Origin of the sequence: Clostridium moutaii (assembly GCF_041205085.1) — a bacterium.
In the GTDB taxonomy this organism is placed as follows: domain Bacteria; phylum Bacillota; class Clostridia; order Clostridiales; family Clostridiaceae; genus Clostridium_B; species Clostridium_B moutaii.
Map to the genome: position 1 here is coordinate 75,378 of NZ_JBGEWD010000005.1, position 20,331 is coordinate 95,708.

The following is a 20,331-nucleotide window of genomic DNA, read 5'->3' on the forward strand; positions in this document are numbered from 1 at the left end:
ATTTAATTTTATGATACTGTATATCAATCTTTTAAAGTAGTCTAATTGTTAAAATAATGAACATAAAATTGGTACAGTAACGATGGAAAATATGGTTGATATAAATATAACTGCTGAAGCAAAAGAAGCATCACATCTATATTTGTCAGCAAGTATTGCAGTTGTAGTTCCCGCTGGCATTCCGGTTAATAAGGTTGATACTCCTATGATAAGAGGATCTAATTTCAATTTGTTGCATCAATTACAGAAAAAAGATTATCTACAGCAGCATTGCCAACTCGTTCCAGGCACTCTTTAGTATTACCACCGATATGCGGTGTAGCAACGAAGCTTTCAAGTGATACGAGGGGGTTGTCTTTTTTTGGCGGTTCGGATAAGAACACATCTGAAGCTGCAGCCTTGATTTTACCCTTAATTAAAGCATCGTATAAAGCTTGCTCATCAACGATTCCACCTCTTGATGTATTAACTAGGATAAGGTTCGGGTTTGCTGCATCAAAAGCACTTTTACTAATTAAATTTTTAGTAGAATCGGTAAGTGGAACACTGATGTTTACGTAATCCGCATTTGCAAATAATTCTTGGATGGTATCAATTTTTTTAATGCCAAGATCAAATGCTTTCTCTTTTGATACAAATGGATCGTAGCCGGTTAAATTTATATGGAATGCTTTACTCATTATCTCAGCGATGCGCAAAGATATTCTTCCAATACCAACCATTCCTAATGTTTTTCCGTACACGTCATTTCCAATGAGCTCTATTGGAGCATGAGAATTATAACGATTTTGGCATATTCCTATATTTGCCTTTTTTATGTTACGGCTTAAAATCATTATCTGTGTAATAGCTAGTTCCGCAACGGATTCCATACTTTGATTTGGCACGTTTGGCACCGGGATTCCATGTTTTTTTGCAGCTTCAACATCGATGGTATCACGACCAATACCATGCATGGAAATCACCTTTAGCTCTACTGCCTTTTCAATGATTTCTTTTGTAACATGGACACGTCTTACCATTATTGCATCCAATTCTTCAGGATGATCAAAGTTCGTAACAATTTCTGCTCTTGCAGCTAATCTGTTATAGGCAGATTTTGCAATATTTTCACTTAGGTATATTTTCATAAAAATCTTCCTTTGTTAAATTATATTTTTAATATAGTGCTATTTTATCTCAAGTAAAAATACTTGTAAAATGCTTTTAATCCATCTAAAATATAAATTATAATGCATATTTACGGGAGATGAAGATATGACGGCTTTAGAGATAGATGCTTTCCTTATGGTTGTAAAGACTGGCAGTATTACTGCTGCAGCTGAACAGTTATATGTGACACAACCTGCACTAAGTAGACGAATTGCAGCACTTGAAAAGGAACTTGGATACAGCCTTATGGAACGTGGTAGGGGAATCCGATCAATAAAACTTACTGAGAGGGGAAAAGCTTTCGTTGCCATTGCATATAAATGGAAAATTCTATGGGGTGAGACAAATAAAATCTCAAAACTAGATAGTAATCTGAATCTAAACATATCTGCCATAGGAAGCCTGCTTACTTATATTTTCCCCAGCGTATTTCAGAAATTTTTAAATGGTAACCAAGGTTTAAGTCTATCCATTCAAAATCATCATTCTTATGAAGCATACAGCTTTATTGAGAGTGAGCTAACCGATATAGCTTTTATTTCAGACGCTATGTATTCTAAAAATGTTGAGACGATTCCTGCATTCCGTGAACACATGGTTTTTGTTGCGGGAAAGAATGTGCAAATTCCAACTAAAATACATCCCTCCAAACTGGATGTGGCTCACGAAATTAAGATACCTTGGAGTCCTCAATTTGATGTGTGGCATGATTACTGGTTTAATGCCTTTGCAAAACCAAGAGTAATACTTGATCAGATGTCTATGATGGAATATTTTTTAGATAGTCAGGACAACTGGGCAGTAGTACCTATATCAGTAGCAATAAGAATTGCTAAAGCAGTTGATATTGAAATCTGTGAAATAAAAGATGGCCTGCCAGATAGAATTATTTATTATATTTTAGGAAAACAATCAAAGAAGTCAATAAAGTTTCTGCTACAATTGCTTGATAAAGAAGTAAAAAGTATAGAGGGTGTTGTTTCTTACCTGTAAATATAGCAGTATATGGAAAATATATGACGAGAATTTACAAGAAAACATCACGATGTTGTTTTAAGGGATTCAAATTTATGTTCATTAAAATTATAATCCATTATGTAACTCTCAGATTATGAATAATCTGTACTTCGCATAAAATTACTTTTATGAATTATCATAAGACATTATTGATTTATAATGATCTTATAAAGCTAGAGTAAAAAACTGCTCTAGCTTTTATTTTTTATGCCTAAAGTAAATAAAATTGATTTGGATAAAATGATTAGTTGAACAGTGTATTATGTACATTCATAGTATATAATATATATGAATGTACATAGGGGATGATATAATATATGGTAAAACGTAGAAGAAGATCTGTTAAAAATAAGAATAATATGGTAGTAATCACAGTGTCAATTTTATTTTTATTTTCTATTGGCTTTATTTCTGGTGCAGGGATATTTCATGAAAAATCAAAAATTATAGTTTCTGATAACAGACCTGCGATATCTCAGAACTATATGAATAAAAGGGAGAGTAATGTGAAAACTGATAAAGAGATATTAAGTGAATTTAATCCTTATAAATCAGATGGAAGAAAGGTAGTGTATTTAACTTTTGATGATGGACCTTCTGCAAACAATACTTCTAAGATATTGAAGATATTGAAAGAGTATAATGTAAAAGCTACATTTTTTTTAATTGGCAAGAATGCAGAACGGAACAAAGAACTTGTAAAGGAAGAAGTCGCAGAGGGGAATGTAGTTGGAAACCATACTTATTCTCATAATATGAGTTATATATACTCAGACCCAAAGGTATTCATAGGTGATGTAGAAAAATGTCAAGAAATATTGAAATCCATTTTAGGGAGTAAATATAATTTAAAACTTATAAGATTTCCAGGAGGTTCTTTTGGTAAGAAATTGGAACCATTTAGAGAAGAAGCAAAGAAAAGTGGATATCAATATGTTGATTGGAATGACTTAACTGGTGATGCCGAACATAATGGAGTTCCTGTGGCAAACTTAATTAGGGAGGTTAAACGGTATTCTAATCATGATCATCTAGTTGTGTTAATGCATGATGCACCTGCCAAAGTCACTACTGTACAAGCACTTCCTCAGATCATAGAGTATTTTAGCTCACAAGGGTATTCATTTGATACATTAAAATAAAGAAATATGTACATAAATATTGGAAATAATTATAAAAACTCCAGCTAAAATTAAGCTGGAGTTATGTTTTGCAATTAATATTACTTTTTATTGCATATTTTAATAAATCCAGAATGTTATCTGCAAATATATTTGCAAACGTAAAATGCAATATTTGATAGCATTTCTTAGCATTTTATGAAAAATAGAAAATACATATTTCCTTCAAACCTATTGATTTTAAAGATTTTACAGTATATAATAATAGAAGTAAAATTTCATAAGACAGTTCGGAACCATCCTGTCTATAAACAAAACTAGGGATTGGCTAATGAAAAATAGCTTATTTTTGTGATTAAGGGTGGAGAATTTATCTCTGCCTTTTTATATTTTTATACATATTCGGGATAGTTCCATTTCTTATTTACATATTTAAAATTTCAGGAGGAAGCAATGAGACATTTACCAGAATTAAAAAGATACGGACAGATTAGAAAAAGACTGCCAAGAGAAGTAGTGCTCTTAAGGGGAAGCGGGTGTTTTTGGGGAAACTGCATATTCTGTGACTATCATCTTGATCAGGACTATAGCGCTTTTAGAAATCATAAATTAAATCATGAAGTGCTTGAAAAAGTTACAGGAAAATACGGGGTGCTTCAAATAATGAATTCTGGAAGCGCCAGCGAGCTGGATGCCGTCACAGTATTTGAACTTATAAAATTGTGCGGGGAAAAAAATATTAAGCAGCTTATTATGGAGAGTCATGTGAAATATGAGGATGATATAAAAATTTTCAGGGAACAATTTGCACCTACAAAACTAAAATTTATAGTTGGAGCCGAGAGCTTCCAAATTGACTACAGAGAAAATATATTGAACAAGGGTATGGGCTGTAGAGAGGCCTGGGATTTTAAAAATTTTGATTGGGTGAATTTACTTTTTGGCATAAGTGGACAAAGTATTGAAGGACTGGAAAGAGATTTGGAACTTGCCTTAAATTATTTTGAAAGAGTCACAGTAAATATATTTTGTGAAAACACCAAAAAGGTAAAAAGAGATAATGCCCTTATAGACGAGTTTTATAACAGTTATTTATTCGAAAAACTTCAGACAACCTATTATGACAGGGTTGAGATACTGGATGATATAGATGACAGGTGTAACGCGGATTTGGATGGAGTGGGAGGTAAGATGGATGAGTAAAACCAATAAACTGGTAAAAATATCTGTAGTGGCTGCAATATATATAGTTGCAACTATTGCACTGGGTCAACTTTCTTATTGGGGACCAATAGGATTCAGATTGAGTGAGATGTTAAACTTTTTAGCTTTTATAGATCCATTTTACATCATATCTCTCACCGTAGGATGTGCCATATCAAATTTTTACAGCTTTAGTATAGTGGATGTATTTGTGGGAAGTTTTCAAACTCTTTTGTCCACATATGCCATGTGGAAGACAAAAAGCATGGCCCTATCTATTATATGGCCTGTGCTTGGAAGCGCATTTATAGCGGAAGAACTGCATGTACTCTATAAAGTACCTTTTTTTTATACATTTTTCACACAGGCAGTGGGGGAACTTGCAGTGATGATCCTGGGATATTTTGTTTTTAAAAGGATGTTTAAGAACACTGCCTTTTTAAATAGAATAAAGATAAAATCCTCCAACCATAAAATTGAGAAGGATTTCCAGAATAAATAGCTTTACATTTAACTCCAACTGATATAAACTAGTGTATATATAGGAGTATATACACTAGTTTGGAGGAGAAAAATGAATAATATAAAAAAACTTACTTATTCAGGGCTCTTGACAGCTCTGGCAATTATAATCCCAACGGCTTTTGGAATTTTAAAAATACAAATTGGACCTTTTAGTGCTACTTTAGCTGCTCATGTACCAATGTTCATATCAATGTTTTTAGGACCTTTTGCAGCAGTAATGGTGGGTATAGGTTCTGTAATAGGTTTTTTAGTAACTTCACCCCTTGTAATAGCAGCAAGAGCTTCCAGCCATATATTTGTAGGGTTAGCTGGTGCACTTATGCTTAAAAGAGGAATATCCTTTAAAAAGGTCATAGTGCTTACAGCACCTATCCATGCTGTACTTGAAGCTATAGCGGTAATACCTTTCGGTTTTACCATGTACAAGGTACTTATAGTAGTGGGGACAGGTACGCTAATTCACCATATGGTAGATGGAGCTATTTCCATAGCTATTTTGGGAGCACTTGCTAGAAGCTTGAGTTTGAAGAGAATTTAAGGTTAAGTAATAAAAGCATCAAGGTATAATAAAATAAAGTAAAAAAGCAGTATGGATTCATACTGCTTTTTTGCACCCTTGACATATTATACTGTTAAATATAAAATTTATCCCATGACTACCCGCTCTAATACTCCCGGCTTTTTTAAAATGGAAGTAAAGAGTGGTTACGTCTCTGGATAATAATTTCTAGGCATTAGGTGGGAAAAAGTCCAACTGAACCTAATAATCACTTGATATTTGAGGAAGGAGATAATATGGCTATAGATTGCAGTGAAATGAAAATTGAAAAAGAACATTTGAAAGACATTTTAAATTGGATAAAAACAGAAGTTAAAAATATAGAGTCAGATGATATCAAATTAAAAACAAGTATAGAAAATCTTAGAAAGCAAGCTAAAGGAAGATATAATGAAGAATTGGATACAAAAGAAAGGTTATACAATATAACTCATAGAAATTTGGAAAAATATGAAGAAAGTCAAGAAAAACCCTATTTTGGGAGAATCGATTTCAGGGAATATAAAGGTCAGAAAGAAACCTTTTATATAGGTAAATTTGGATTGGGTGATATACAACATGGAGATGAAAAGGTAATTGATTGGAGGGCTCCCTTAGCTGATTTATATTACAGCGGTGTAGAAGGGAAAACATTTTATAAATCACCTATTGGAATAATAAGTGGAGAGCTTAGTTTAAAGAGAAAATTTTTAATTGAAAATGAAATTTTAAAAGATGCCTTTGACGAAGGAATAAATGAAATAATGCTGAAGTCAACTAATGAAGAAGGTAATTCATTGGTAGATGAATTTTTAAAAATAAATTTAAATCAAAGTGTAAATAACAGGCTTAAAAATGTAGTTGCCACTATTCAAAAAGAACAAAATAACATAATAAGAACAGATAAAAACACTACCCTTATATTTCAGGGATCTGCCGGCTCTGGTAAAACTACAGTAGCTCTTCATAGATTGGCTTATTTGCTTTATAGATATAAAGATAAATTGAAGGGGAAAGATGTTATGGTTATAGCTCCCAATAAACTTTTTTTAAGTTATATATCAGATGTACTTCCGGATCTGGGAATAAATAATGTAAAACAGGTAACTTTTGAGGAGATGTGCAGTGAAATGTTACATCTTAAAGGCAAGATATACACCAAGGACAGAAAATTGGCTGATATACTTGAAAATGGAGAATATCACTATAAAAAAATAGTCAGTGACAATAGCCGTATAAGGGGTAGTATTTTATATAAGGAACTAATTGATGATTATGTAAAATATATTGAAGAGAAAGATTTAAATATAGATGATATAAAAGTAGAAAATTATATTTTATTCAATAGTGAAGAAATATACAGATTATATTTAAAGGACATGAAGTATCTGCCTGTGAATCAGAGAAAATATGAGATAAAAAGATATTTTAAATTGAAGATAGATGATAAGATAAATAAAATAGTAGATAAAATAGATTTTCTCTATGATTATCAAATTGCCAGGTTAAAAAAGACTATGGAGGATGGTACAGACAGGAGGGAAAAACTTACATATATATATGATGAAAGAGATAAAAAAAGAAAAAGTGTGGTAACTGGGGCAAAAAAAATTTTTGAAGATTATTTTAACAGATGGACTGAAGTGGATACCTCTAGACTCTATGAAGAGTTCTTAACCAGTCAGGAAGTGTTTGAAAAAATTATAAAGGGAAGAGTTTCCAAAAATCTCTGGAGTAATCTTATAAAAGAAATTAAAACAAATAAGGAAAACAAGATAGTAGATAGTGATGAGTTGGCTGCACTCTGCTATTTGAAATTTAAAATAGAAGGAGTACCTAAGAAATTCAAATATAAACATCTGGTTGTAGATGAAGCACAGGATTATAGCAGCTTTGAGATGGCGGTTTTAAAAGAAATGAGTACAGGTGACTCCATGACTGTAGTAGGGGATCTGGCACAGGGTATATATGATTATAGAGGAATATCCAATTGGAATGATATTATAAAAGATATATTTGGAAGTAATATAAAGTACTTTCAGCTAACTCAAAGCTACCGTTCTACAGTGGAGATAATAAAATTTGCAAATAAGGTGCTTGAACTTCAAGAAAATGATTTAAAACCTGCGGTACCTGTGTTAAGACACGGAGATTTACCTAAAATAGTTGAATTTACAAATAACAGAGATTTCGGTGAAAAATTAGATGATATAGTGAAAGAAGTTCATAATATTAATAAAAATACCATAGCTATTATAGGAAAAACCTATGGACAGTGCAGAAAAATCAGGGATTATTTAAAGAAGTATAGTGAGTACAATTGGAATTTAGTCAGAGAAAATGATAATGCATTGAGAGAGGACAAAATAATAATTCCATCCTATATGACGAAAGGATTGGAATTTGACTGCAGTGTAATTTATAATTGTGATGAAGAAAATTATACTGAAAGTGAATTGGATAAGAAAATATTATATGTAGTTCTCACTAGGGCCCTTCATATGGAATATATATTTTATTCAGGGAAAATGTCCAAAATTATTACTAACTCCTATAAATAAGCTGGTAAATTATATAAATTGTTTTTTAATAGTAATGACTATTAAAAAACAACATCTAAAGTAGTGCCTATGATTACTAATAGATTTAAATTTGTACCAGATGAGAAAAATTGGAAAAAGCGGATGAACTTGTAGATAAATTTCTAACTTTGATTTAAATTGGGGGCTTAGACCCCTTGTTTTTTATTATGGCTAAAAGGTGATGTATATTGAATACAATTATTAAAAATCAATAATTAACCAAAATGATTCTCTTTTTGATATTCTAAAATTAGCTTGTCCAGTTTCTCGCTGCATCTAACCACCGTTTCATCTGTAAGACTACCGCCTTTTATTAATAAATATAAAGTTTCTTTTAGATTATTTATTTGAATATCTAAATTTGTTAAATCATTCTTCATCGCTATTCCCCCATAAGGTAACTTTACTCCTCTTATATTTTACCAGATAATAATAAAATAAACATATCTTTTATTAGCCATTAAAATACAGTATATTACAAAAATAAACATAATTTCTGTAGATAAGGTGTGGATTATTCTGTGGAGAAAATGTGGAAAAAAGAAAAATGTGTCTGTATATATTGATATAAAGTATCATGGTAAAAATTGTTAAAACAAAATAATGTCTAAAAGTTTTTTATATGTTTCAGTTATAAATAAAACGTATAAATAAAATGTATTAATAAGAAATAATAATATAGAACAATATAAGTATTTTAAATAACTATATTCATTAAAGTTTTACATGCAAAAAAGTTATAATTAAAATATAAAATTTGATTGGTGATTTAAATGGTTTCAATAATAATTCCAGTATTAAATGAAGAGAAAAAATTAAAAAATTTCTTGACAATTTTGGAAAGCATAAAAGGGGAAAAGGAAATAATTCTGGTAGATGGGAAGAGTACGGACAATACTGCCTCCATAGCAGGTAGTAAATATACAAAAGTGCTGTTTAGTGAAAGAGGAAGGTCAAAACAGATGAACAAGGGTGCAAAATATGCTGAGGGTAACGTACTGTGGTTTTTACATGCAGATTCCATAGTGGATCCTAATTCAATTAATTATATAGAAAAGGCTATTGAAGATAAAAATATAGGAGGAGGATTTTCTCTTTATTTTTATGATTTCAATACATTATTTATGAGATACATATCCAAAACTTCAAATATCAGAGCAGAAAAATTTGGAATATATTTTGGAGATCAAGGACTGTTTATTAGAAAAGACATATTTGAAAAATTGGGAGGATATGCAGACATAGATATTATGGAGGATTTAGAGCTGTCATTGAGATTGAGGAAAATGGGAAAAATGAAATTGCTCAGATATGGTATAGGAACTTCTGCAAGAAGATTTAAAAACAGTGGCCCAATTAGAACTCATATATTAATGCATAAACTTAGAATACTGTATTTTTTAGGTGTTTCGCCAGAAAAATTAAATAAAATGTACAGGGAGGCCCGTTGATGAATGCACTTATACTGATGACAAGGGTACCTATTCCAGGTAAAACTAAAACCAGATTAATGGAAATTTTAACAGGAGAGGAATGTGCCAAACTTCATACTCAATTTTTACTGGATCTTTTCAGGGTATGCAGTATGCTGAGTCCTGGAATAGATATATACCTTACATATACTCCAAAAGAAAATTTGTCTTATATGAAGGATATAATTCCTAGATATATGAATATATTTCCTCAAAGCGGAAATGACTTAGGTAATAAAATGGACAATGCCATAAATAAAATTTTGTGCAAGGGATATGAAAAAGTAATTTTAATAGGAACTGACATACCAGAAATACAGCCATCCAATATAGAAAAGGCCTTTTGTGTATTGGAAGATAAAGATGTGTGTTTGGGACCAACAGAAGATGGAGGATATTATTTAATAGGCATGAAAGAAAAACATCCGGAGATATTCTCAAATAACATAAGATGGGGTAAAAAATCGGTAATTGAAGGCACCATAGATATAGCAAATAGAAATAACAAAACTGTAGGATTTACTTATAAATGTTGTGATATAGATACTAAAAAGGATCTAACAAAGTTTATGTTTAAAATAAAGGATAAAAATATACGCTGGGATATATTTCCTAAAAACACCTATAAATTTGTAAACGAAATCTTATTTTACAAGTTCAATGAAACAAAAACTAATACAAATAGATAATTTTATATTTTAAGGGAGTTCATATGTTAAAAGATGAATTGATATATAAAATAAAAGATTATATAAGTGAAAACAAAGAATTAAGAGCTCTAGGTATAGATGAGAATTATTCCATTAGGTTTCTTGCCCAGGGTGAATATAATATAAACTATGTATTGGAATATGATGATAAAAAATATGTATTTAGAGTAAACACGGGAAGTCAGTTAGAACTTGAACATCAGATTTTATACGAATTCAATGTACTCAGAAGACTTCATATAAGCCAGGTAACACCTAAAGTATATTATGTAGATGATAGAAGGAAGTTTTTGAATTATGGAATTTTAATTATGGAATTTTTGAAGGGAAAACCTTTAAACTATAAAACAGATCTGGAAAAGGCTGCAGATATTTTCTGTAAAATTCATTCTCTAGATTTAAATGAAAAAGACGAGAAAAATTTTATAGTGGAGAATAAAATCTTTTCCAGCAGAGTATTGGAATCTAAAAAATGGCTTAAGGATTTTATGGTATCTCCCCTAGTTAAAAAAGAACAAAAACATTTTTTCTATAAATTCTTACAACAGGCAGAAAGTAATATTTACGGGGAAAAATATTTTATAGAGGATAAATGGCATGTAATTAATAATACAGAAGTGAATTCAAATAATTTTATTATAGGAGAAAAAAATTATTATCTTATAGATTGGGAAAAACCGGTGATAAGTGATCCCTGCCAGGATCTGACACAATTTTTAGCAAGAACTACCACACTATGGAAGTCCTCTTATGTGTTTCATGAAGAAGAGATAAATAGATTTTTTACTATATATGAAAATACGTTGAAAAAGGGTAAAAAGGATATAAGGGAAAGAGTACATATGTATGCACCTTATTTGTACTTGAGGGCTCTTTCCTGGTGTGCATATGCATGGCTTCAATATAGAAATCCAAAGAAAGATATAAAAAATGAAGATACCCTAAAAAAAATAGAGGAATACTTAAATTTGGATTTCCTAGAAAGTTTAAAGGTGAATCTATGGTAGATAAATTTATTGAGTTAGATGAAGAGGTTTTAAATGAATTAAAGGATATAAGCGGCAGTTGTATAGAATGTGGCCTGTGTGTAAAAGAATGTGAGATGCTTCAACACTTTTGTGTAAGCCCTAAATCTTTATTTAAGGATGCAGTACGAAAAAGGAATATAGATGTGAGTATACCTTATTCCTGCAGTATGTGTAAAACCTGCAAATCAGTTTGTCCAAAAAATTTGGATTTAAGTAATGCATTTATGAATATTAGAAAATATGTGGTGAAAAACAATAAGAAAATATCTCCCATGAAAGGACATAGATCTGTGCATATGCACCAAAAATTAAGTTTTTCAAGGTTATTTAGTGGCATTTTAGGAAATAAGACGGGGAGAAAAAAGACTAAAAGGCTTTTCATGCCGGGATGTAGTCTTTGTGCCTATAACCCAGCTCTTGTATTTAAAACCTTTGAGTATTTGAAAAAAGATTTTCCTGAAACAGCGCTGCTTGTAGAATGTTGTGGAAGCCCTTCTAAAAGCATTGGAGAAGAGGAAATTTTTCAAAAAAAAATTAAGAAGTTTAAGGAAATAGTAGATTCTTCAGGTGCCATAGAGATAATAACAGCATGCCAATCCTGCTTTTTACTTCTCAGGGAAAGTGGATTAGCTCAAAATGTAATTTCACTTTGGAATGTACTGGCAAACATTGGTCTGCCACGGGGCATGAAGGGTATAGGAAAAGACAGTGATATAGTTTTTTCAATCCAGGATTCCTGCGCTACTAGATATAGAGATGATATCCAAAATAATGTAAGGCATATAATGGAGGAACTTGGATATAGAGTGAGAGAAGGGCAGTACTATGGAAAGCATACACACTGCTGTGGTACTGGAGGAATGATTTCCACCACAAACCCGGATATATCCAGGCAGATTATGAGAGCTACTGCAGGTTGCAGCAGTACTGATTATATACTCACGTATTGTGCTAGCTGCAGGGAGTCTATGTCAATAGGGGGTAAAAAATCCCTGCACCTTTTGGATTTGATATTTGGGGGAAGGTGGGATTCTAGCTGTAAGATACCTGATAATATTAGCCTTTGTAGGAATTGGGTGAATAGATATAAAGTTATAAGAGGAGGGCATAAATTTGAATAAAAAAAAACTATTCTATTAAAAACATTAGTTGTTGTTTTAATTGTATCTGTTGTATGGATATGTTTTAAATGTGGTTTATGTCAGAAATATAATGCAGTTGGTATAAAAAACTATATTGGTTCTTTTGGAATGCTTGGGCCTATAATTTATATAATAATGTTTGCTCTTGTACCTCTTACACTTTTTCCCAATGCTATACTTGCACTGGCTAGTGGGATGGCTTTTGGTGTGCTTTATGGTATGATATATACTATTATAGGGGCTGTTTTAGGAGCTGCTTTATCTTTTTATATAGCCAGGTTCTTGGGAAAGGATATAGTGGACAAACTAGTTAGAGGTAGGGGAAAGTGGTTTGAAGATGGAGTGGAAAAAAAAGGTTTTTTAATAGTGTTTACATTGAGATTGATACCCTTAGTACCTTTCGATATAATAAGTTATGGGGCAGGTCTTTCTAAAATAAAATTCAAGGATTTTTTGTTGGCTACTACAATAGGAATAATACCAGGGGTATTTATATTCATAAATTTAGGGGATAAGTCACAAAATGCAGGTTCTTTAGATTTTATTTTTGCCTTGGTTCTTCTGGGAGCTCTTGTTTTAGCATCTTATTTTATAAAAAATAAGATATCCTTTGACAAGCTTCAAGACAATTTATCTGATGAAGAGGTTGACAACACAAAATAATTTATGGAAAATAAAGATAGGATAAATTCAACTGAGGGGTGAGAAAATGTCAGTTACGGTAGAAAATATTATAAAGGATTTAAATTTAGAAGTTATAAATAGAGGAAATAAAATAACTGAAATAACTGAAAGTGATATAAATAGACCAGGACTTCAATTTAGCGGATTTTATAATTATTATGCTAATAAAAGAGTCCAAATAGTAGGTAAGGCTGAATGGAGTTTTCTAGATGCAATGCAGCCGGAACTTAGAAAAAAAAGACTGGAAAAGTATTTTGAATTTTATAATCCCTGCACTATAGTTACTAGAAATTTGGTACCACATAAGGAATTTTTGGAAAGTGCTCTTTCAAACAAGAGGTGGATACTGAGAACTGATAGTATATCAACAAGATTTATAAATAAGCTCATGAATTACCTGGATGATAAATTAGCACCTGAAACCAGGCTCCATGGGGTTTTGGTGGATGTATACGGTATTGGTATACTTATAACGGGGGAAAGTGGTATAGGTAAAAGTGAAACTGCACTGGAACTTATAAAAAGAGGGCACAGGTTAGTAGCTGATGATGCAGTGGATATAAAGCAGATAGATGGAGTGCTTCATGGTACTTCACCTTATATTACATCGGGAATGATAGAAGTTAGGGGAATGGGTATAATTGATATTCCTGCGCTCTATGGATTGAGCTCTGTACTTAGAACTAAAAATATTAATCTTGTAATATATCTGGAGCAGTGGAAAAAAGATGAAAATTATGATAGACTTGGGATAGATAAAGAATATATGCATATTTTAAATGTTCCAGTGAGAAAGCTAAAAGTTCCTATAAGACCTGGAAGAAATTTAGCTGTTATAGTGGAGGCTGCGGCGGCAAATTATAGATATAGCCTTATGTCAGATATAACCCCGGTAGATGTAATCAGCAAGAGAATACAGGAGGTGGAAAATAAAAGATCATGCAAATAGATAAGTCCTATATTAGAAAAGTGATTAGGGAAGAAAGAAATAACCTGACTAAAAGTAAAAGAGAAGAATTGGACAATATAATATTTGAAAAAGTTTTGTACAGTAAAGAATACAACAGTGCTAAAAGCTTGTTTATATTTGTAAGTTTTGAAACTGAAGTGGATACTCATAAAATTATAAGGAGGGCTTTAGAGGATGGTAAAGATGTTTCTGTTCCAAAGACAATATCCAGGGAGCAGGGAATGGCAGCAGTGAGGATATCTAACTTTAGTGAATTGAAAAGTGGAGCTTATGGGATACTGGAGCCTGAAAATATAGATTTAAAAGTGGAGGAGTCCTCAATAGATTTGTGCTATATTCCCGGTATTGCCTTTGACAAAAATGGAGGAAGAGTTGGGTATGGAGGAGGATATTATGATAGATTTTTAAAAAAAGTAAGAAAAGATTCAAAAAAAATTGCTCTTGCCTATAGCTTTCAGATTCTAGACATGGTTCCAAGAGAAAAGCATGACATACTCATGGATGGCATTATTTTCGACTGAATTTTAATAAAATATTTTTAAGGGCTTTTGCTCTTTTTTTATTTAAGGTGAATTTTAAATCACTTCCACTCCACATAAAGCTGCCTTATAAAAGGTAATGAATTATTTTTGATTAAATTAACACACTAATATAAATTGAGATCATTTATAAGTGAATTAAAGTTGGTTTTTATTGGTGGTGTTTTTATGAAAGTATTGGATATAGATAATAATTTTCAAGAGATTAATGGAACAATTGATTTTGTAAACGGTCATTATTGGATACTTCTGTATATAGATGAAGTTGAAAAGTTAAATGATTTTATATCTGTAGATAGGGAAACTATAGATGAATGTAAAAGCTTTTCACAGACATCAAAAATAAATTTTTTTAATGGATATATTTTTATAATATTTAATGTACTGAATTATATGGAGAAAATAGTAGTATCCAGAGAATTAAATGTTTTTTTAAGCAGAAATTACATAATAACCGTATACAAAGACAAAATTGATATATTGGAAAATCTTATAAAAGATATAAATGGATGGAAAAATTGTTTTGTACTAAAGGATAATCCAAGAGTATGCATACTCCTCTACTGCATTTTGGATAGAATAGTTATAAAAAATTACGATATAATATCCGAATTGGAAGTAGAAGCTGATAAAATTGAAATAAATATTTTAAAAAGCCCAAGACAGGATCAAATAGATAACTTAATAACTTTAAGAAGACAGGTCTATAAGATAAGAAAGTATTTAAGCCCTTTAATTTATATAGGAGACAGCCTTACTATAAATGATAATCTTGTTATTGAAAAGGAAAGTATAAAATATTTTATAGGTTTAGACAGAAAAATAGAAAAACTTATGATTTCCCTTGAAAGCTTAGTTCAGGACTTGGCTTTGGTGAGAGAAGCTTTTGAATCAGAAATAGCAAATAAAACCAATGAGCTCATGAAGATTTTTACAGTAATAGCTACTATATTTTTACCTTTGAATCTCATAAGCAGTATTTATGGCACTAACTTAAAGGGAATGCCATTTATGGAAGTAGAAAATGGGTGCCATTATGTAGTTATAATAATGACTTTCATAGCTATAATTCTTATATGTATATTTAAGAGAAAGAAGTGGCTTTAAAAAGGACTGTATAAGTCATTCTAAAAATATTCTAATAAAAAATATAAATGGTGAGTACATTTTTAAATTTTATGATAAAATATAATTGGTAATAAATGAATACTAAAAGTTATTTTTCATAAACAAAATATAGACAGGAGAGATGAAGATGTCAAAGGATTTAATCAAAAAATATAAATATGCCTGGGATAAATATTCAAAAAAAGATTTTGAACTGCTTTTTAAATTGTCAGATGAATATAAAGATTTCATGTCCAAATGTAAAACTGAAAGAGAATGTATAGCAGAATTTATATCCCGAGCTGAAAAAAATGGATATAAAAATATACAGAGTGTAATAGATAAAAAGGCTTCATTAAATCCAGGGGATAAAGTTTATGCCAATAACAAAGGAAAAACTTTAGCACTTTTTGTAATTGGAAATGAAAACATGGAAGATGGCATGAGAATACTTGGAGCCCATGTAGATTCTCCAAGACTTGATTTAAAGCAGAACCCACTTTATGAAGATACTGATTTGGCCTTATTTGACACTCATTATTATGGTGGAATAAAAAAATACCAATGGGTTACTCTTCCTCTTGCCATTCACGGAGTAGTAGTAAAGAAAGATGGTACCAAGGTGAACATAGTAGTGGGGGAAAAGGCTGATGATCCTGTATTTGGAGTATCTGACTTATTGATACATCTTGCTTCAGAACAGATGGATAAAAAAGGAAGCAAGGTAGTAGAAGGCGAGGATTTAAATCTACTAGTTGGAAGTATTCCAATCAAAGATAAGGATGCTAAAAATAGAGTTAAACAAAATATATTGAAATTATTGAATGAAAAATATAATATGGAAGAAGAGGATTTTGTATCTGCAGAACTGGAGGTAGTTCCTGCAGGGGCTGCTAGGGATTTCGGACTGGACAGAAGTATGGTTATGGCTTACGGACATGATGACAGGATATGTGCATACACTTCCTTTGAGGCAATGATGAAAATAGAAAAACCTGAGAAAACCTGTGTAACTCTTTTGGTGGATAAAGAGGAAATAGGCAGTGTAGGAGCTACAGGAATGCAGTCAAGGTTTTTTGAAAATACAGTGGCAGAAGTTGTAGCTCTATGTGGGAAGTACAATGATTTAAAGGTGAGAAGGGCTTTAACCAATTCAAAAATGCTGTCCTCAGATGTAAGTGCTGCTTTCGATCCGAATTATCCTTCTGTTATGGAAAAAAGCAATTCAGCCTATCTGGGAAAAGGAATAGTATTTAATAAATATACTGGAGCTAGGGGAAAATCAGGCTGTAATGATGCAAATCCTGAATATATAGCCGAGATAAGAAGTATAATGGAAAAAAATGATGTGTGCTGGCAAACTGCAGAGCTTGGGAAAGTAGATCAAGGAGGTGGGGGAACAATAGCATATATATTGGCAGAATACAATATGCAGGTTATAGATTGCGGAGTAGCACTTCACAATATGCATGCCCCTTGGGAGGTAGCAAGCAAGGCAGACATATATGAAGCCATAAAGGGGTACAGGGCATTTTTGAAGGAAATATAGATAAAAATCTATATTGAACTTTAGCTTTTTCGAGAACCTACATAGAGATTATGTAAATCAAAATCTATGTATGTTCTTTTTATGCCATATGATTGATAATAGATTTGTATTATATAATGATGATGTAATATAAATCTACATGATATTTATATTTGTTGAGGTGAAATTATGTTTTTGATGATCGACAATTATGATTCTTTTGTTTATAATTTAGTTCGATATTTAGAAGAATTAAATGAAGATGTAAAAACCTGTAGAAATAATAAACTGACTTTAGATGATATAGAAAATATGAATCCAGATGGAATTATAATATCTCCTGGTCCTAAATCTCCAAAAGACGCAGGGATATGTATTGATGTAATAAAAAAATTTAGTGGACACATTCCCATTTTAGGAATATGTCTTGGACATCAAAGCATAGCTTATGCTTTTGGAGGAAAGATAATAAAGGGTAGAGAACCTGTTCATGGAAAAGTTTCTCAAGTCTATCACAATGGTATGGGAATATTTAAGGACATAAAAAATCCTGTAAAGGTAACAAGGTATCATTCCCTAATTGTAGATAAGGATACCTTGCCTGAATGCTTAAAAATATCCTGTGAAACCAGTGATGGTGTCATAATGGGAATAAGACATAAAAAGTTTTTGGTAGAAGGAGTCCAATTTCATCCGGAAGCAGAGCTTACAGAATGTGGACATGAGATGTTGAAAAATTTCTTAGAAGAGGCAAAAATACAGCTAAAGAAGAAATTCTCTTCTTTAGTTTAAAGAGGTGCATTATTGATGCGAACTTTCATAGAAGAAGTGAATACAAATTTGGATGCTTTTGATATATATTCTCTATTTAAACAGGATAAAACTATATCTCTTCTCGACAGTGGTATGAATGCTGAAAATTTGGGAAGATATTCTTTTATAGGAATTAACCCTTTTACCACATTTAAATATGAAAATGGCATTTGCTTTGTAAATGATAAAAAAATAGAAGAAAAAGATCCATTTGAAGAACTTAAAAAGCTCATGAATATGTATAAGATAGAAAATAATACGGAATTTCCATACATAGCCGGAGCTATGGGGTATTTTTCTTATGATCTTGCGAGAATGATAGAAAAATTACCAGTACTGGCTTTAGAAGATGTAAAAATACCTGGTTGCTATTTTTATTTTTATGATAATGCCATAATTTTTGATAATTTAAAAAGGAATACTTTTATTACAGCCCTTGGTATACTAGAAAAACCAGAAAATAGCATAAAAGAGTTAAAAGAAAAGATACTAATGGGAACTCAAGTAAAATATAAAAGAATCAAAGGCAATTGCACAAAATTTATCTCCAATTTTGAGAAAAACGAATACAAGAAAACCGTAGAAAAAGTAAGAAATTATATACGGGAGGGGGATATATACATAACAAACCTAACTCAGAGATTTAACTGTAAAGTTACGAAAACACCTTATGAAATCTATAGAGATTTGAGACATATAAATCCTGCACCATTTGCTGCATTTATGAACATAGAGGACTTTAGCATAGTATCATCATCTCCGGAAAGATTTTTAAAGATAGAAAATAGCATAGTACAAACACGACCTATAAAAGGGACAAGACCTAGAGGTAAAAGTGAAAAAGAAGATCTAAAAAATAGACAAGAACTCATTGACAGCGGGAAGGATCATTCAGAACTCCTTATGATTGTAGATTTGGAGAGGAATGACTTGAGTAAAGTGTGCAGACCTAATTCGGTAAAAGTTACAGAGCTATTTGCAATAGAGGAATACAGTACAGTATTTCATTTAGTTTCAACAGTAATAGGAAAACTAAAACAGGAGAGCACTTCAATAGATTGTCTAAAAGCATGTTTCCCAGGAGGCTCTATAACAGGTGCTCCTAAAGTTAGATCTATGGAAATAATTGAAGAATTAGAACCTACTAGAAGAGGACTATATACTGGTTCTATAGGATACTTGGGTTTTGATGGCAATATAGATTTAAATATAGTAATAAGGACTATATTGATAAAAAATGGTATGGCTTACTTTGGTGTAGGTGGTGGGATAACCTGGGAATCAGATAAGGCATCGGAGTATGATGAGACTTTAGACAAAGCATTGGCTTTAATGAATGTGTTATAAATTTTAGCTATAGCATTTTGATTTAAAATGGAGTGATGAGGTTTATGATAATTTTAAATGGTAATTTAACAGAAGATGGGAGAATATTTGCTGACAGTGGTTTTTACTTTGGCAGGGGACTTTTTGAAACTATGCTGGTAAAGAAAAATCCATTGTTTTTAAAAGAGCATTTAGATAGGATAAATGAAGGGTTGAAAGTTTTAAATATAGGTAAATCTATAACAGAAAAAGAAATTTTAGATGCAGTGAAAAAATTAAACTGTAATGATAAAATTTTAAAATTAGTGGTTACTGAACAAAATACTATTTTTACCTGTAGAGTCAATAAATATAGTCCGGAGCAGTATAAGAGAGGTTTTAAATTAAAAATAGCTTCAATTAAAAGAAATCCTTATTCTAAAATCACATATTTAAAATCTTTAAATTATGTCGAAAATATACTGGAACATGATCAGTGTGTAAGTGAGGGCTATGACGAAGCATTATTTTTAAATACAGAAGATTTTATAGCAGAGGGAAGTATGTCTAATGTGTTTTTTGTAAAAGATAATAAAATATATACACCTTCTTTAAATTGCGGTATTTTAAATGGAACAATTAGAAAATATATAATTAGCAATTATAAAGTTATAGAAGGAAAGTTTACTAAGGATTTTATTAAAAATTCACAGGAAATCTTCTTAACTAACAGTGTTATGGGAATAATGAAGGTCTCAAGTATCTGTGATAAAAAATTTGATGAATTTGCTGCAGTAAATAAAATAGCACAAAAGTATAATAATGATATTATACAATATTGCCACCATAAATAAATTTGTGCTAACTATGCATTTCATGAATTGTATGAGTTCTT

21 protein-coding genes are annotated in these 20,331 nt (G+C 31.2%); 18 read left to right on the forward strand and 3 right to left on the reverse strand.

All coding sequences use genetic code 11. The features are described 5' to 3' along the window. Positions 1-48: 48 nt before the first annotated feature. Together AB8U03_RS06870 and AB8U03_RS06875 are read right to left on the reverse strand one after the other, a co-directional pair. Positions 49-228, reverse strand: a complete 180-nt coding sequence (locus AB8U03_RS06870; protein WP_369703808.1) for a hypothetical protein — start codon at positions 226-228, stop codon at positions 49-51. Continuing rightward, complete coding sequence (locus tag AB8U03_RS06875) at positions 225-1,130, reverse strand: NAD(P)-dependent oxidoreductase (RefSeq protein ID WP_369703809.1); 906 nt, start codon at positions 1,128-1,130, stop codon at positions 225-227. Before AB8U03_RS06875 ends, AB8U03_RS06870 begins: the two co-directional genes overlap by 4 nt. Before the next feature lie 127 nt (positions 1,131-1,257). On the opposite strand from AB8U03_RS06875, the gene AB8U03_RS06880 reads away from it, so the two are divergent. The 6 genes from AB8U03_RS06880 (at position 1,258) to helD (ending at position 8,117) form a co-directional block, all read left to right on the forward strand. Further along, positions 1,258-2,145, forward strand: a complete 888-nt coding sequence (locus tag AB8U03_RS06880; RefSeq protein WP_369703810.1) for a LysR family transcriptional regulator — start codon at positions 1,258-1,260, stop codon at positions 2,143-2,145. A 341-nt stretch (positions 2,146-2,486) separates the two neighbouring features. Continuing rightward, a complete protein-coding gene (locus AB8U03_RS06885; RefSeq protein WP_369703811.1) occupies positions 2,487-3,311 on the forward strand; it encodes a polysaccharide deacetylase family protein in 825 nt (274 codons plus the stop codon). 432 nt (positions 3,312-3,743) lie between these two features. Continuing rightward, a complete protein-coding gene (locus tag AB8U03_RS06890) occupies positions 3,744-4,493 on the forward strand; it encodes a hypothetical protein (RefSeq protein WP_369703812.1) in 750 nt (249 codons plus the stop codon). After that, positions 4,486-4,995 (forward strand): QueT transporter family protein, encoded by a 510-nt coding sequence (locus AB8U03_RS06895; RefSeq protein WP_369703813.1) that lies wholly within the window; start codon positions 4,486-4,488, stop codon positions 4,993-4,995. The genes AB8U03_RS06890 and AB8U03_RS06895 overlap by 8 nt, the downstream gene beginning before the upstream one ends. Positions 4,996-5,067: 72 nt before the next feature. After that, on the forward strand, positions 5,068-5,556 hold the full coding sequence (locus AB8U03_RS06900) for an ECF transporter S component (protein ID WP_369703814.1): 489 nt from the start codon (positions 5,068-5,070) through the stop codon (positions 5,554-5,556). Positions 5,557-5,813: 257 nt separating this feature from the next. Then, the gene (helD, locus tag AB8U03_RS06905; RefSeq protein ID WP_369703815.1) at positions 5,814-8,117 is read left to right on the forward strand and encodes an RNA polymerase recycling motor HelD; all 2,304 of its coding nucleotides are present in this window, start codon (positions 5,814-5,816) and stop codon (positions 8,115-8,117) included. A 236-nt stretch (positions 8,118-8,353) separates the two neighbouring features. Here the strand turns inward: helD and AB8U03_RS06910 are convergent, their stop codons facing one another. Next, on the reverse strand, positions 8,354-8,518 hold the full coding sequence (locus AB8U03_RS06910) for a Spo0E family sporulation regulatory protein-aspartic acid phosphatase (RefSeq protein WP_369703816.1): 165 nt from the start codon (positions 8,516-8,518) through the stop codon (positions 8,354-8,356). 393 nt (positions 8,519-8,911) lie between these two features. Between AB8U03_RS06910 and AB8U03_RS06915 the strand changes: the two genes are divergently transcribed. The 12 genes from AB8U03_RS06915 to AB8U03_RS06970 all read left to right on the forward strand — a co-directional run bounded on the left by AB8U03_RS06915 (position 8,912) and on the right by AB8U03_RS06970 (position 20,290). Next, positions 8,912-9,589, forward strand: a complete 678-nt coding sequence (locus tag AB8U03_RS06915) for a TIGR04283 family arsenosugar biosynthesis glycosyltransferase (RefSeq protein WP_369703817.1) — start codon at positions 8,912-8,914, stop codon at positions 9,587-9,589. Further along, positions 9,589-10,299, forward strand: a complete 711-nt coding sequence (locus tag AB8U03_RS06920; protein ID WP_369703818.1) for a TIGR04282 family arsenosugar biosynthesis glycosyltransferase — start codon at positions 9,589-9,591, stop codon at positions 10,297-10,299. Before AB8U03_RS06915 ends, AB8U03_RS06920 begins: the two co-directional genes overlap by 1 nt. Positions 10,300-10,322: 23 nt before the next feature. Next, complete coding sequence (locus AB8U03_RS06925) at positions 10,323-11,327, forward strand: phosphotransferase (RefSeq protein WP_369703819.1); 1,005 nt, start codon at positions 10,323-10,325, stop codon at positions 11,325-11,327. Next, positions 11,321-12,469: a heterodisulfide reductase-related iron-sulfur binding cluster gene (locus AB8U03_RS06930; RefSeq protein ID WP_369703820.1), complete on the forward strand. Its 1,149-nt coding sequence runs from the start codon at positions 11,321-11,323 to the stop codon at positions 12,467-12,469. The genes AB8U03_RS06925 and AB8U03_RS06930 overlap by 7 nt, the downstream gene beginning before the upstream one ends. A gap of 129 nt (positions 12,470-12,598) precedes the next feature. Beyond that, positions 12,599-13,153 carry a TVP38/TMEM64 family protein gene (locus tag AB8U03_RS06935; RefSeq protein WP_369703821.1) on the forward strand — a complete coding sequence of 185 codons (555 nt, stop codon included), beginning with the start codon at positions 12,599-12,601 and terminating at the stop codon, positions 13,151-13,153. A gap of 46 nt (positions 13,154-13,199) precedes the next feature. Beyond that, positions 13,200-14,123, forward strand: a complete 924-nt coding sequence (gene hprK, locus AB8U03_RS06940) for an HPr(Ser) kinase/phosphatase (RefSeq protein WP_369703822.1) — start codon at positions 13,200-13,202, stop codon at positions 14,121-14,123. Next, entirely contained in the window at positions 14,114-14,665 is a 552-nt protein-coding gene (locus tag AB8U03_RS06945) for a 5-formyltetrahydrofolate cyclo-ligase (RefSeq protein ID WP_369703823.1), read from the forward strand. Before hprK ends, AB8U03_RS06945 begins: the two co-directional genes overlap by 10 nt. A gap of 186 nt (positions 14,666-14,851) precedes the next feature. Next, a complete protein-coding gene (locus tag AB8U03_RS06950) occupies positions 14,852-15,790 on the forward strand; it encodes a magnesium transporter CorA family protein (protein WP_369703824.1) in 939 nt (312 codons plus the stop codon). Positions 15,791-15,938: 148 nt separating this feature from the next. Next, positions 15,939-17,339, forward strand: a complete 1,401-nt coding sequence (locus tag AB8U03_RS06955) for an aminopeptidase (protein ID WP_369703825.1) — start codon at positions 15,939-15,941, stop codon at positions 17,337-17,339. Positions 17,340-17,507: 168 nt separating this feature from the next. Continuing rightward, positions 17,508-18,110 (forward strand): anthranilate synthase component II, encoded by a 603-nt coding sequence (locus AB8U03_RS06960; protein ID WP_369703826.1) that lies wholly within the window; start codon positions 17,508-17,510, stop codon positions 18,108-18,110. 15 nt (positions 18,111-18,125) lie between these two features. Then, complete coding sequence (gene pabB, locus AB8U03_RS06965) at positions 18,126-19,478, forward strand: aminodeoxychorismate synthase component I (RefSeq protein ID WP_369703827.1); 1,353 nt, start codon at positions 18,126-18,128, stop codon at positions 19,476-19,478. A gap of 44 nt (positions 19,479-19,522) precedes the next feature. After that, entirely contained in the window at positions 19,523-20,290 is a 768-nt protein-coding gene (locus AB8U03_RS06970; protein ID WP_369703828.1) for an aminotransferase class IV, read from the forward strand. The last annotated feature ends 41 nt before the right edge of the window (positions 20,291-20,331 follow it).